At 37.9% G+C, this 14626-nt stretch carries 14 protein-coding genes; 7 read left to right on the top strand and 7 right to left on the bottom strand.

Annotation, left to right across the window (positions count from 1 at the left end; genetic code table 11):
* Window positions 1–310: 310 nt before the first annotated feature.
* Entirely contained in the window at window positions 311–1444 is a 1134-nt protein-coding gene (locus tag ACTJJF_RS00760) for a 1-acyl-sn-glycerol-3-phosphate acyltransferase (protein WP_440698335.1), read from the top strand.
* Window positions 1445–1582: 138 nt separating this feature from the next.
* Window positions 1583–2128, top strand: a complete 546-nt coding sequence (locus ACTJJF_RS00755; RefSeq protein ID WP_440698334.1) for a hypothetical protein — start codon at window positions 1583–1585, stop codon at window positions 2126–2128.
* Between the two features lie 16 nt (window positions 2129–2144).
* Here the strand turns inward: ACTJJF_RS00755 and ACTJJF_RS00750 are convergent, their stop codons facing one another.
* The 3 genes from ACTJJF_RS00750 to ACTJJF_RS00740 form a co-directional block, all read right to left on the bottom strand.
* The gene (locus ACTJJF_RS00750) at window positions 2145–2573 is read right to left on the bottom strand and encodes a DUF3592 domain-containing protein (protein WP_440698333.1); all 429 of its coding nucleotides are present in this window, start codon (window positions 2571–2573) and stop codon (window positions 2145–2147) included.
* Between the two features lie 93 nt (window positions 2574–2666).
* Window positions 2667–4154: a serine hydrolase gene (locus ACTJJF_RS00745; protein WP_440698332.1), complete on the bottom strand. Its 1488-nt coding sequence runs from the start codon at window positions 4152–4154 to the stop codon at window positions 2667–2669.
* 87 nt (window positions 4155–4241) lie between these two features.
* A complete protein-coding gene (locus tag ACTJJF_RS00740) occupies window positions 4242–4814 on the bottom strand; it encodes a helix-turn-helix domain-containing protein (protein ID WP_440698331.1) in 573 nt (190 codons plus the stop codon).
* Between the two features lie 195 nt (window positions 4815–5009).
* Between ACTJJF_RS00740 and ACTJJF_RS00735 the strand changes: the two genes are divergently transcribed.
* Window positions 5010–5645: a LysE family translocator gene (locus ACTJJF_RS00735; RefSeq protein ID WP_440698330.1), complete on the top strand. Its 636-nt coding sequence runs from the start codon at window positions 5010–5012 to the stop codon at window positions 5643–5645.
* A 277-nt stretch (window positions 5646–5922) separates the two neighbouring features.
* On the opposite strand, the gene ACTJJF_RS00730 is transcribed toward ACTJJF_RS00735, so the two are convergent.
* The 3 genes from ACTJJF_RS00730 to ACTJJF_RS00720 form a co-directional block, all read right to left on the bottom strand.
* The gene (locus tag ACTJJF_RS00730; RefSeq protein ID WP_440698329.1) at window positions 5923–6501 is read right to left on the bottom strand and encodes an NAD(P)H-dependent oxidoreductase; all 579 of its coding nucleotides are present in this window, start codon (window positions 6499–6501) and stop codon (window positions 5923–5925) included.
* Complete coding sequence (locus tag ACTJJF_RS00725; protein WP_440698328.1) at window positions 6498–7523, bottom strand: saccharopine dehydrogenase; 1026 nt, start codon at window positions 7521–7523, stop codon at window positions 6498–6500. Before ACTJJF_RS00725 ends, ACTJJF_RS00730 begins: the two co-directional genes overlap by 4 nt.
* A gap of 165 nt (window positions 7524–7688) precedes the next feature.
* Complete coding sequence (locus ACTJJF_RS00720; RefSeq protein ID WP_312297057.1) at window positions 7689–8255, bottom strand: Crp/Fnr family transcriptional regulator; 567 nt, start codon at window positions 8253–8255, stop codon at window positions 7689–7691.
* Window positions 8256–8471: 216 nt separating this feature from the next.
* Between ACTJJF_RS00720 and ACTJJF_RS00715 the strand changes: the two genes are divergently transcribed.
* A complete protein-coding gene (locus ACTJJF_RS00715) occupies window positions 8472–9347 on the top strand; it encodes a helix-turn-helix domain-containing protein (protein WP_440698327.1) in 876 nt (291 codons plus the stop codon).
* Window positions 9348–9429: 82 nt separating this feature from the next.
* On the top strand, window positions 9430–10152 hold the full coding sequence (locus tag ACTJJF_RS00710; RefSeq protein ID WP_440698326.1) for a siderophore-interacting protein: 723 nt from the start codon (window positions 9430–9432) through the stop codon (window positions 10150–10152).
* A 265-nt stretch (window positions 10153–10417) separates the two neighbouring features.
* Here the strand turns inward: ACTJJF_RS00710 and ACTJJF_RS00705 are convergent, their stop codons facing one another.
* Window positions 10418–12187 (bottom strand): aminopeptidase P family protein, encoded by a 1770-nt coding sequence (locus tag ACTJJF_RS00705; protein WP_440698325.1) that lies wholly within the window; start codon window positions 12185–12187, stop codon window positions 10418–10420.
* 306 nt (window positions 12188–12493) lie between these two features.
* On the opposite strand from ACTJJF_RS00705, the gene ACTJJF_RS00700 reads away from it, so the two are divergent.
* Both ACTJJF_RS00700 and ACTJJF_RS00695 read left to right on the top strand, forming a co-directional pair.
* Window positions 12494–12931, top strand: a complete 438-nt coding sequence (locus tag ACTJJF_RS00700) for a DUF6526 family protein (RefSeq protein WP_440698324.1) — start codon at window positions 12494–12496, stop codon at window positions 12929–12931.
* Window positions 12932–13127: 196 nt separating this feature from the next.
* Window positions 13128–14234: a DNA topoisomerase IB gene (locus ACTJJF_RS00695; RefSeq protein WP_312296479.1), complete on the top strand. Its 1107-nt coding sequence runs from the start codon at window positions 13128–13130 to the stop codon at window positions 14232–14234.
* Window positions 14235–14626: the final 392 nt, after the last annotated feature.

The following is a 14626-nucleotide window of genomic DNA, read 5'->3' as shown; positions in this document are numbered from 1 at the left end:
TAAACACTTAAGTTATTTTAAGTAACAAACTTTACGCATAAGAAGTACACTTAAGGTTTTGAAAATCTTTGATTTTCCTTCTTATGTGAACTTATTATACATGATGCTTCTAAACTTACTTAAGTGGACTAAAGTGTTTTAAATAAAAACTTTTGTGACTTTTATGGTTAAAATAAAAGTAAAATTCAATCAAGTTTACCAGATGATTTCTCTAAGTTCTACGCCCTTCATAATACTTTAACAACCTTTATACCCCATCCCCAGATAAATTTTCGTTCTTTTGCAAAAAAGTTTTAATTTTTACCATAACATGTCGAAGTTTGATGAAATCCGGTATTTTCATGATCATGAAGTGAATGAAAAATTGCAGAGCATAGCCCGTGATCCGATGATGAAAGCACTGATGAGCTTTACTTTTCCCGGTGTGGATGAGCAGGTTTGGCTGGAACAGTTTAAAAACATTCATTCCATCAGCGATTTTCAGCACCAGTTTGTGGCCTATGCCGTTCGTCAGATTCTTGCCAAGAGTTCTGAGGGATTAACGACTTCAGGTTTCGATAAGCTTGATAAAAATACGTCCTACCTTTATATTTCGAATCACAGGGATATTGTATTGGATACTTCACTCCTGAATCTTGTACTGCTGGAAGGGGGTTATGTGATGACCGCATCAGCTATTGGTGACAATCTTGTGAAAAGAAACTTCTTAAATGTACTGGCCAAACTGAACCGTAACTTTTTAGTTCAAAGAGGGCTTTCGCTTCGTGACCAGCTTACAAGCTCACAAGTGATGTCTGAATACATCAGGGAGCAACTGCTTCAGGAAAACCGTTCGGTATGGATTGCCCAGCGTGAAGGCCGTGCTAAAGACGGAAATGATGCTACTCAGCAAGGGGTTTTGAAAATGCTGGCTATGGCAGCCGGAGATCAATCTCTGACAGATTATTTCAAGACATTAAAGATCGTTCCTATCTCCATTTCCTATGAATATGATCCTACAGATTCCTTAAAAATGCCTCAACTGCTGGCACAACACAGAGAAGAGCAATACATTAAAGGAAAGAATGAAGATTTCAACACCATACTCAGCGGAATTTTAGGACAAAAGAAAAGAATTCATCTGCATGCAGGAGATGTTATTGATACGGAATTGGATGATATTGCGGCTACGATTGAGAATAAAAATAAACAATTGCAGGCTCTGGCACAGGTTATAGACGACTCTATCATCCAAAATTACAAACTTTGGCCTACGAAATATATAGCTTACGATCTGCTCAACCATACAGATACTTACGTTTCTCAATATACGGAACAGGAAAAACAACTTTTCATCAGAAGGCTGGAAATGCGTATTGATCCGTCTGATCCGGTTTCTAAGGAGTATTTCCTGGCAATGTACGCTAATCCTTTAGTGAATAAATTAAAGGCGGAAGATAAGTAGCTTCTTTAACCACAGTTGTATTACAGGAATTATCACTATATTTTAACAACACTTCTGACCACTTTTCAATGGAATAAGAAGAAAAGTAAAAATCATCTGTCTAAAATAAACAGTATCTTCGTACCAAATTTGACAAGTATGAAAAAAATAGTATTACTGGCTTCAGCCCTGTTTATTTTACATTCCTGCGTGGTAAGAACAGCTACAAAAGTGGTATCGGGTGCTGTAAATTTAGGCTATAAAGCTGTAAAAGGAACAGTAAACGGGATCAGCTGGGCCGTAAGCAAAGCGAAAGGGAAAATAGATGAGGACCGTATAGACGGAACATGGAAAATCGTAGGGGTTTACAAAGGTTCTTTTGACGATTTTTCCAAAGATCAAAATCCTGAAGCTTCTTTTACCTCAGATTGTACAGACAGCTTTGATCAGATTATTTTCAAGGCTAAAAAATCTAAATTCAAACCGGTACATTGCAGCTCTGAGGATGAAGACTGGGTAAAATATAAAATGGAATTCGGGAAAAATCCTTTAACCAAAGAAAAGGAAAATTATATAGAATACAATTCCAACAATTATATTTCCGTGATTGATGTGAATAATAAAACGATGGTGCTGGAAGGAAATCTGATGCCTAAACTGGCATTTTCCGGAGCCAAACTCTATCTTTTGGAAAAAGTAAAGTAGAATACAGAGGTGTTGGTTATTTTAGAAACTGATCTGCTATAAAATAACCCCCTCCCACTACTAATAATGGCAATGCTATACAGATCAGTACTAAAGGCCATACAAAAATTCTGAAATAAGTATACAGGGATACAGAAGTAGGATCATTAGGATCATAAATAACAGTCTCTGTATCACCCACCGACCAGGCTGAAGGATTGGTACCTTCCGGCAGTTCATACGTATACTCAATATTATCTCTGGTACGGTAGGTAAAAAGAGGGCTGAATATTTCTCCGTCTGACTCATATACCCGTAACGAGGTGACAGTTGCCGTTGCCTTTTCTGCTTTCTTCAGGAATGAAAGAGTGCTTTTTAAGCTTAAGAATGCAAAAATAGACAGCACTATTCCCGCACCGAGAATGATATAATATTGCCACATAACTTTCTTTTTATTTCTGCTCATATCTGTTACAGCCTTAAAAAACAAATAGCTTGTTATTTCATTTGTTTTCAGACGGATACCCGAATATACAAAGATTTATCACAGCATGAATAATTATTTAGTTTCTATCTCAATAATTTTGCGTCCCTGCTTTCCCAAGTAATGAAGGACCAGTTTTTCATAGACTTTGTAACCGTCATCTACGTTGGTAAATATCACAATCCCTTTTCCAGAATTGGGCAATACAATGGCAATGCATCTTGTTCCATGATCTGCTCCGCTATGGGATAAAGCATATTCACCTTTTCCAAGGTCATAGATTTCAAAACCTAATCCGAAATATTTACCTTCTTTTACCTGTACCTGTTTTCTGATCATTTCCTGAAAGACTTCCGGCTTCAGATTTTTTCCTTTCATAACGCTGATCATAAAATTTCCGTAATCTTCGATCGTGGTATGCAGATCATCGGCAGCATTTGCCGTTTTGATTTTCTCAATTGGATAGGCATTTCCCTTTTCATTATAGCCGGCTACAAATTTTGTCTCATCCGTATTCTGATCCCAGATATAGTTGGTGTTATGCATTTTAAGGGGTTGAAAAATAAGTTCCTTTGCAAGTTGGTCCAATGATTTTCCGAACTTCTTTTCCAACGCTTTCCGAAGGTATTCAAAACCTTCTCCTGAATATTGGTATTTTGTGCCGGGATTAAACTGGAAATTCAGTTTTTTATCATCATTCATCCATCTCCAGTTGGGAAAACCGGTCTGGTGGCTCAGGATCATTCTGGCTGTCAGTTTCTGATGTCTGGGATCGTTGATGATATCCGGATCTGTCCAATATACGTCTAAAGGTTCATCCAACTTCCATTTTCCCAAACTTATCAGCCTTAATGTAACCATTGCAGTGACAGGTTTGGTGAGAGAAGCTACATTAAAATAAGCATTTTGAGCGACTGAAACTCCTTTTTTTGTATCTCCGAAAACTTTTACCTTCTGTAGTTTTCCTCCTTCGATAATTCCTAATCCCAGGGTTGGAATATTATTTTCTTTCAGCCAGCTTTGCATGGATGGGTCGTTATCAAACATTGTGTCACTATCGGTAGTCTGCTTAGGATGGTGATCAAAACTCAATGAATTCTTAAGTTTCCACTCAGCATTTTCCAGGATCCACAGATGGGTAAATTTGGCTTCCCCAACTAATTTTTCAGCCTGATCTCCTATCTTTTCGTAAAAAAGATGATCCCCGTTCTGAATGGCAGCATATATTTTTCCCTCTTTATACATGGGATAAATTTCAGTGCTTTTATCTACTAAGACTCTTTTTAACTGATAGGTGTCCGGAGACCTGCACAAACCGTTTTTAAAATCAATAATGAATTTCTTTTTGTCCTCAAAACCGCCTTTATCGTGATAAAATTCAAACCCGTCACTTAACATGCTTTCCATCTTTCCGATGTTACAGGTATTGTAACCTGTTGAAAAAAACAGGCTGTCTTTTGATATAATTGTTTTGTAAAGAGGATCTGTTTTTTCTGCCTGTGCATGAACTATGGTCATCAACAGAATAAAAAAAAGAAGAATAAGCTGTGCCAATTTTGTCATTGTTATTTTTTTGACAAAGATTCAATTTCATTTTGTTTTTCAAATAAAAATGAACCCGACAATAACCCGACAAAGCCCCGACAAAAGCTACAACATACTGAATTTCAATTTAAAATATAATTTCTTTTTGCGGTCAATCTCAGCAGCATTTCTAAGAATCATAAATACATTAGACAATGCAATAAGGATCATCAGAATGAGGGTAAACTCTTTTCCAAGCTTTAAAAAGATACCGATCATAAATACAATGGGCGCCATGGCAGTCCAAAACATCTGCAGAGAGATAATCTGCTTGGTAAGACCGTTTCTCTGCTTCGTTATAAACATGAGCAGAAAAGGAGCCAGAATATTTAGTGGCGGAGCGACTACAAATAATAAGGAGGACAGATTGATCATTTTAATCAAAGAATAATTGACCGTTTCAGATTCTTCTGCAACTTCTGTTTTCACCTCATGATCTTCATGAGAAATGATGGCTTCTTCCTGCAGTAATAAAGATTCCTCTATTTCCAGAGTCTGTGCCAGCGCTCTTAAAGTATGTCCCTTAGGTTGTGTTCCCGATTCTATCCTCTGAATGGTTCTTACAGAAATTTTTGATCTTTCTGATAATTCTTCCTGAGTAAGGTTTTTCTGTTCCCTTAAAGCTTTTAATTTAGACATTGGATTACTTTGAAGAAAATTCTATTGATTTTGTGGGGCTAATTTACGTTTTTCAGTATTTAAAATGCAATACAAACCGGAATTATCAATATCAACGAATCTGATCGGATCAGAATTTACCGAAGAAAATTTCAACTAATCAATCCAAAGTGTTGTCCCTTATTTTAATTAATGAGACCTTTGCATAAAATTTCTATGATTCCTCTTCAAGAACTTTCATTCTTCATCCTGGCGGCTCTGGTCTTAGTGATCAGCCCGGGACCTAATATGATCTACCTGATTTCAAAATCAATCACACAGGGAAAGAAGTCCGGATTTATTTCTTTAGGCGGTGTGGTATGTGGGTTTTTATTTCATATCATTATGGTTTCGTTTGGCCTTACTGCTGTTTTGCTGGCTGTTCCGTTCGCTTATGGGGTACTCAAAACTATTGGGACCGTTTACCTTTTGTATCTGGCTTATCAGGCGGTCAGGCCCAAAAGCAAAAATATTTTTGAAGTAGATCACAATGGCTCGTATGACAGTCCTACAAAGCTTTTCACCGTAGGATTTCTAACCAATGTACTGAATCCTAAAGTGGCTGTATTCTATTTATCTTTTTTCCCACAGTTTATTAAACCAGAATATGGATCTGTACTGACTCAGAGTTTAGAGCTTGGAGTGGTTCAGGTTCTCGTAAGCTTTAGTATCAATTTCCTGATTGTGCTTACTGCGTCAAAGGTTGCTTTATTTTTTTCCAATAATCCGGCATGGATCAAGGCTCAGAAATGGTTTATGGCCAGTATTCTGACTTATCTGGCTGTAAAAATGGCATTTTCAAAAGCAAAATAATGATCTCAAAACATTAAGTAAACATAAAACAGCAGCCTGTAATACTTTCGGCTGCTGTTCCGGAATATGGAATTTGTGATAATAAGGCCTCTTTCTTTTACTCTAACTAAAATCCGGAACAGCATTGTATTCTGCCCCGGACTCTGATGTATATTCATATAAAAATTGAACTGTATAACTGCGTTACAGTAATGTCACAAATTTCAGATTAAAGTTCCGGATGCCCAACCGTATAAATACGTAATCTTACAACACGGTATTTACCCGGATGGCTGATTTATTTCAACCGCCTTCCCAATGCTTTAGCTTTTTCCAGCCATTTCCTCCGCTGCTCATCTTTAGAATTTCTGATCGTTCCTATATAAGTTACCTTTACCGGTTTTACCCCACAAAACTCCAGTGTTGATTTTTTTAACTGATTAACGCTTGGCCTTCCGTACATCAGACGATAATACCATCCGGGCTGATCAAGGGTTGTGATAATATGGGCGGTTTTTCCTTTCAAAAGCTTATCCCACCATACAGAATTTTTTCTGTACTGATATGCAAAACCGGGAAGAAAAAGCCGGTCTATAAATCCTTTTGTAATGGAAGGCAACCCTCCCCACCATACAGGATGCACCCAAACCAGATGATTTGCCCATTGAATGATCTCCCAGGCTTTAACAAGATCCGGCTCCAGTTCCATCCTTTTCTGATAACCGAAACGTAAATTAGGATCAAAATTGAGATTTGCAATGGTAATTTCTTTTATTTCAGCTCCTGACTCCATGGCACCGGATTTATAAGCATCCACAATCCCAAAATTAAAGGAATCTTTATTCGGATGCCCGTTGATGATGGCTATTTTTTTCATGATGCGATATTGATATTGATCGTTTTATAAGCGCTAAGCTGTTCCAGCAATGATAAAGGTTCATGCAGCTGATGGCTGAAATACACTTTATTTTCATGAGGATTTTTCAATAGTTCTTCTGTGTGCAGTACTGCTGAGAGAGCCGTAAGCTCCGCCTGTCCTTCTGTGCTTTGAAGACTTAGTCTTTTCGATCCGTTTTTATCTTTCACTACAATTTCGAAGACAGACTGATCTCCGTTTCCACTTGACCCGAAAATCATTTTTCGTTCTTTTAAAGATAAAATACTAAAGATTCTCAGATATTGAAAACTGCCTAATAACCAGGTGACCAATTTTGAGTTATAGGTCATTTTAACGCTTACATCCGGTACTCTTTCAATCTGGTTTAAGATGTAGAGATCGGGAACGTCAAAATTATAGGCATTCCTCTTTCCTATTCCAAAGGAAAAGTCAAAAACTTCAGTGTTTAGAAAATGCCGGATAGCAACAGGCTTGTCATTTTTATACTCATGAAAAGGAACCGCTACATTTTCAGCCATAAAGTGCGCTGAGCTTTCCCCGGCTTTATCTTTTACAGAATAGTACACGAAAAGCTTTATTTCCCGGATATCATCTGCATTGTTTGAAAGTGTACTGACAAGTCCAGGAACAATTCCTCCCATCCATCCGGAACTGAATACTACTCTGCTGCCTATTTCCCGGTTTTTGGCAAGACTGTAAGCTTTTACAAGGTCCGGCGTAGGTTTGGTAATATCAAGGTAGTCAATATGATTCTCTATCGCAAACCGAAGGATATGATCATTTTTATCATTCACGGAAAGAATGATCAGGGTAATCTTTTTATCGGTAATGGTTTTAAAAGTAGCTGGATCCGTAACGTCTATTTTCAGGTCACTTTCTGTTTTCCCTCCTTTACGTCCGCCAATAAAGATATTGAATTGAGGGTTTCTTGATTTCAGAATACGGGAAATTGTTTTTCCTACTAACCCGTTGCCGCCTATGACCAGAATATTGTGTTCCATATGTTTTTTTGACAAAATTACAGAGCCGCCAATCCCTGAAACAGGACAAATGTCTAAAAGGGAAGTCAGGTATTTAATAACACAGGAACATAGACGATGAGTTTACATAAGGTTGTTTTGGAGATCAATTGGATACGTTATCATTTTTCAAAATTATTTTAATCTCTAAAAAGTAATTTCTTTTCTGATCCGGCTAAGATGTCTTTGGGTAATGCCAAGGTAAGAAGCCAGATACTGCAGTGGAATATTCTGGATATAATCAGGATGATTGGTAAGCAATGTGGAATAACGCTGAGCAGCACTATCCCTTTGAAGCTGGAAAAATCTGGTCTCAAGCTCCAGGTATTCCTGTTCGGCAATGATTTTCACAAAGCGGGTCCAGTTCAGGTGATCCTGCACCCATTCATCTACTGTTTCTTTTTTCAGTACCAGAAGCTCTGCGTCGGTAATAGCCTGCATATTTTCTTTACTCAGACCTCCTGAAATAAATGAGGAATAGGCTGCAATCATCTGATTGGGAAACCTGAAACAATAAGTCATATCTTTCCCATTATCAGAAATATAAAAAGAACGGAAAATACCGGACTTTATAAAACCTACTTCTTTACACCGCTCGCCTTCATGGATGAAATAATCATTTTTACTGACTTTTCTCAACTCGAAAAGCTGTAGGAACTCTTTAATTTCATCTTCAGAAAAAAGGTTGAAGCTCTGAAAATAATCCTGTATCATCATGGTATTACGGGTTTCAATTGATTCCGGCGAAAATAGTCAAATATTTATTAATTATTTATCAAACCGCCGCAGAACAGATGATCATTAAATCTTGAAAAAGAAATCCGGTTATAGGTTTTTCAAAATCTTTTCTATCTATCCCGGAAATCCTGTCTATTGTTTCAAATGACAAAAAACGCATCATTCATTTTAGGATATATCATAACTTTGTCTATGATGAAGCACAAGATTACCACTTATGACCTTAGTGATGTTTCTCAGCATAACTTTTTAGTGGAAAGAATAGAGAAACGTTCTGAAAAACAGGAAGAATTCCTTATGGATAAAGGAGTACACCGGGACAGTCATTATATTTTCACCTGTATGGAAAGCGGCCATGTAAGAATGATGGTAGATTTTAAGATTATTGAATCCAGGGGACCCACCATTTTCTGTCTGCTTCCGGGGCAGGTACATCAGGGACTGCTGATGGAAAACGTGTCAGGCTGGTTTGTTGCTGTAAAAACAGATATCGTTCCTGATATAGTGCGTGCCATATTTGAAGAATCTCTGGTGGAAATCCATCCTCTGCCTGTAGATCAAAACTGGACAGAAAAAATACGATCTGCAGCCAGCCTGCTAAAGAATTACTGTACAGATGATGCGCTGGCTTCCAAGGAAGGAGTTTTGGTCATTCAATCTTTTCTGAATGCTTATATGGGAATGTTTTCTCATCTCTATCTGCGTAAAAATTCCCTTGAAATATCGGCTGAAAAGCGTTCTTCCCAACTGACAAGGGCATTCAGGATTCTGGTAAGAAAAGAGTTCAAAACAATGAAAAGTCCATCAGAATATGCTGAAGCTTTACATATCTCCCGGGGATATCTGACGGAAGTTATCCGTGAGGTAACAGGATATTCTGCCCAGTATTATATTCATCAGGAAGTTTTAATAGAAGCCAAAAGGCTCTTAGCTTTCACTCATCTTACCGTAAAAGAAATTGCTTATGAACTGGGATATAATGATCATACCTATTTCAGCCGTTTATTTTCCAAACTGGAAGGCCAGTCTCCGTCAAAGTTCAGGGAAAAGAATAAAAATCAAGGATAAACCACGAATAGTCCAACTATTACCCTGAAACCGCTATCGGTATTGATCTGTTTTGAAGCGTCCTTTGCAATAAAAAATACTTATGCCTAGTTTACCTAAATGGATCAATGATACCGTGGAAAATGTATGGTCTTCAAAATTTAAAGACTGCACTGTTACTGAAATAAAAAAAATCACTGATCATCTTTGCTGCATACGTTTTGCCACAGATTTGCAGGATGTTCATTTTGAACCGGCTTATGCCATTGGAATAAGAGTTAATGACCGGGATTTCCGGAACTATTCTCCTTTCAATTTTAACCCAATAACCAATACTTTTGATGTCCTGTTTCATCTTCATGATCACGCAGCTGCAGGCAATAGTTTCGTCAATCAGCTGGATACAGGTGATTCTGTAAAAATTCTAATGCCGAGGGGAAAGCGTTTTTTTGAGCCTGATACTCAGATTCATTTTTCCATAGGAGATGAGACCTCATTGGGAAGTTCACTTTCCATACAGCAGGCTGCTGAAGAATTGAAACAGACATTTGTATGCCTTCACGAGCTGGAAACTCCGGCTGTATTGGAAGAGCTGGGCTTATATGGCTATCATACCCCGAAAAACAACACAATGGATATCATTGAAGTGCTTACCGGATTTCTGAAAGAGGAAAAACAGGCTGTGGATGATGACCAGGTTACCTTTTACCTTACCGGAAACGGGACAAGAATGCCTGCTGTAAGAAATTTCCTTAAGGCAAAAGGTGTCTCTTCCAGATGTATCAGATCACAGGCCTACTGGATCAAAGGAAAAAAAGGGCTTTAGCATTCAATAAAAAAATCATCTCAGGACGAGATGATTTCTACCGTTTTGAATTGATTGAGTTATTTATATGAAGATATGAATGATGTTTGTGTTGGTACAAAGATAGGCAGAGCGCTTTTTTTAGCAATCAGGAAAATCCCTAAAAAATTATCCGTAAAAATACGGTTGCGTAAAAGAAAAAAGCCCTGCAAGAAAGCTTACAGGACTTTAGATGATCTAACAATTATTATATTCAGGGGTTTATTCCTGACTTTATACTGTCTAATTAAAGAGGGCTTACCAACTGCAGGAACCATTCTTTAACTTCGCCTTCAAGATGAGGTGCCAGTTTCTCTTCACAGGTCTTATGATAAGAGTTTAACCAGGCAATTTCCTGTTCTGAAAGTATTTCTTTCACTACGGTATCTTTGAAGAACGGGCAGAACGTTAATGTCTCGAATTCATAGAATGTTCCGTGAATGGTTTTTTCTGCTTCTTTTACTGCAATAAGGTTCTCATGACGGATTCCGTAATGGCCTTCCAAATAGTATCCGGGTTCGTTTGAACATACCATTCCCGGAAGAAGATCCTGAGGATTCAGGTCTTTTCTGATGTTCTGAGGTCCTTCGTGAACGTTCATGAAGCTTCCTACTCCATGTCCTGTTCCATGGTTGAAGTCTTTACCTTCCATCCATAAAGGAAGTCTTGCGATGGCATCCAGATGTACTCCTTTGGTACCTTTCGGGAATTTCACCATGGATAGGCGGATCAGTCCCTGCAATACCAATGTTGAATTTCTTTTAAATTCTTCGGAAGGTGTTCCCAATGCAAAGGTTCTTGTGATATCTGTAGTTCCTTCAAGGTACTGCCCTCCTGAATCTACAAGAATCGTATCTTCATTGGTAACTTCTTTGCTTCCTTCTTTTTTGGCAGAATAGTGCATAATGGCACCATTGTCTTTATATCCTATGATAGAACCGAAGCTTTCGCCTACAAAATTTTCTCCTTCAGCACGGAAGCTTCTCAGTTTTTCACCGATAGAATATTCATTCATTGCTTCTTTTCCTGCATTATGAGTCAGCCAGTAAAGGAACTTCACCATCGCTACTCCGTCCCTTACCATTACTTTTCTGAATCCTTCCAGTTCAGCTTCATTTTTCTGTGCCTTCATCAGATTTCCGGGAACCGGAGCTTTGATAAACTGGTTTTCTGCCTGTAGCGTAGCAAATATCTGCTGGTTTGTATTGGGAGAAACCAGCACTTTTTCGTTTTTGAATGTTTTCAGATAGTTGTAGAACTCTTCGTAAGGCATCATCTTTACGAAAGAATCATCCATTTGCTTTCTGACTTCTACATCCATTTTTTCCAGTCCTGTAAACAGAACCGCATCATTTTTAGTAATAACGATGTATCCTAAAAACACAGGGTTGCAATCTACATCACTCCCCCTTAAATTCAACGTCCAGGCTACGTCATCCAGACTTGAAATAATATGAACGGTAGCTTCCTGCTCTTCCATTTTCTGACGGATGGCAGCGATTTTATCTGCAACGGATTTCCCTGCTCTTTCCACAGGATGTGCGTAAATAGGATTGGCTGATGCCGTACCTCTTTCTTTCCATACTTCTTTTAAAAGCGGAATATCTGCCAGGCTGATATTTTTTGAATTCAATTTCTGAGTAAGCAGTTCCCAATTAGCATTAGAGGCAGCTAAAGCATTCACGGCCACTTTTCCGCCTGTAGGAATTTCAGAAATGATCCAGTCGATATAATTCGGGGTTCCTTCCATTCCATCTTTGAAAAGGTCAATTCCTGAACCTTCCAGTTCAATAGCGGCTTGTGTAAAGTATCTTCCATCTGTCCAAAGTCCGGCTTTATCTTTTGTAACCACCACAAAACCGGCGGAACCTAAGAATCCTGAAAGCCATGCTCTCTCCTGCCATTCTTCGGGAAGATACTCGCTCATATGCGGATCTGCAGAATATACTATAAATGCATCAACATTATTTTTCTGCATTTCTTCACGAAGCGCAGCAACTTTTTCCTTTGAAGTCATTCTTTTCTTTTTTAAACACCGAAAGTTACGAAAAATTTGAAGTCAAAGAATGAAATCAATACTCTATTTTCCTTTATAAACTGTTATTTTTCATGAATTATGATTGTATATACAGAGAACTTATATTCTACATAACCGAAAGAGCCTTAGAATTGAAAAAATGATTGAGAGCAACATAGATTTTACACATCATACAGAACCGAATCCCATTCATATATTTCCATAAAAAATAAAATTCATACCACAAAACCTATTGAATTGTTAAAATAATAATATTTTGGAAGGATTATTGCTGCATTATTTCCTATGAAACAGCAGAATTACAAAAACCACAGGAAATTTTATCCGCCACATCATTTTGTTTATCTACCGGTATTGATCTTATTAGAGATTTTTGGAATTTATAAAATTTGGGATGATCCTGAAAACCAGCTGGTCTGGATCCTGTTTTCGATTGTAATTTTTCTGCTTTTTTATCTGGCAATAATGACCAGACAGCATTATGCTTTAGGACTTCAAAACCGTATGGTGATTCTTGAGTTTAAGCAGCGCTATTATGAAATTTTCAATATAAGATCTGATGAAACTGCAGACAAATTAAGATTTGACCAGATTGCTGCCCTAAGGTTTACCTATGATGATGAATTTAAAGAACTGCTGTACAGGGCTCTTCATGAAAACATCTCAGGAGACGAGATCAAGAGATCAATCAAAAACTGGAAACCTGACCTGCTCAGAATTTAATACCAAAAAATAGTAAGCTATGAAAAAGTGGAGCATTTACAGTATTACGATATTAGGTTTGTTGACATTAACAAGCTGTGAGGCCGTAGGAACGATTTTTAAAGCCGGAATGTGGTGGGGAATTCTCTTAGTCTGTATCATTGCAGTAATTCTTTTACTTATTTTTTCGAGGGGTAAAAACTCTTAACCATTTTGTATGGAGAAGAATACAGAGGTAGAGATCATTTCTCATTTAAAACCTGCAAAAATTGTTAAAATCATGAAAGACCCGGAAGCTTCTGCAAAGGCGGTACACCTTGTGTATACTACCGATGCAGACACAGCCGGGATTACCCGTAAGAAAACAGGAAAAAAATATTCTTATTATAAAGACGGGGAAAAGATCCGGGATAAGGATGAGATAACAAGAATCAACAAGCTGGTGATCCCGCCGGCCTGGGAAAACGTATGGATATGTGCTCTGGAAAACGGACACCTTCAGGCAACAGGTTTTGATGTGAAGAAAAGGAAGCAGTACCGCTATCATCCTTTATGGAGTGCTTTAAGAAATCATACCAAATTCTACAGGATGCTTCAGTTCGGGTATGCGCTACCCAATATGAGACTTCATATTGAACAGGACCTTGCTTTGCGGAATTTTGAAAAGCGAAAAATACTGGCTCTGATCGTCAGCCTTATGCAGAGAACCAATATCCGTATCGGGAACAATGTCTATGAAAAGCTGTACGGATCTTTCGGACTGACAACCTTAAAGGATAAACACGTAGAAATAAAGGGCCAGAAAATTATCTTTTCATTCAAAGGGAAAAAGGGAATTATGCACCACGTGGATCTTAGAAACAAGAAACTGGCAAGGCTGGTTCAGAAGTGCAAGGATATTCCCGGAAAGGAACTTTTTCAGTATCTTGATGATGAAGGAAACCGGCATTCTGTAGACTCCGGAATGGTGAATGATTATATCAAAGAAATAAGCGGTGAAGATTTTACTGCTAAAGATTTCAGGACCTGGTCCGGAACGGTAAGTGCCCTGATCGCATTTAAAGAAATAGGATATGCAGAAAATAACACTGAATATAAGAAGAAGGTAAAGGAAGCTCTGGATATTGTTGCAGACCATCTTGGCAATACAACTGCCGTATGCCGGAAATATTATGTGCATCCTCTGGTCATCAATCTGTATGAAAATAATACTATCAAAAAATACCTTGATGAGCTGGATGTGATAGAAGAAAACGATGGAAAAGCCAGCCTTACAAAGGAAGAAAAGCTTGTTCTGAAGATCCTGGAAAACGAAAAGCTGTAGCGTTTTGTTGGATTGGAAAGGAGAAGCTAGAAGTTGGAAGTTGCCGGGGTTTGGAGAATCAATTATCTCAGATTTAACTGAATACAGTATAGTGTTTTTAAAGCAAAGGATTTATTTGATACTGGCTATTTTAGGGAGCAAAGGGTGAAATCAAATGTGTTGATTTGATGAAGCGAATGTTATCCACCTGATTCAAATAAGATTCACAATAATAACGTCTGGCAGTACTTCCAGCATCCCTCTTCCTGCTTCCAACTATTCAGAAACTCTATTGCTCAACAACTGAACTCTATATTCCTTTGGGGTAATTCCTGCAATGATTTGCTCAACATATTGAATGAATTAATTATTTACTATCAAAATTTATTTCACAAAAACAGGCGGTATTTTTT

The sequence above is a fragment of the Chryseobacterium sp. 22458 genome, assembly GCF_052044975.1.
Taxonomy (GTDB): domain Bacteria; phylum Bacteroidota; class Bacteroidia; order Flavobacteriales; family Weeksellaceae; genus Chryseobacterium.
Note: the sequence above shows the minus strand (reverse complement) of the source record. Positions and strands in the feature narration are given on the sequence as shown.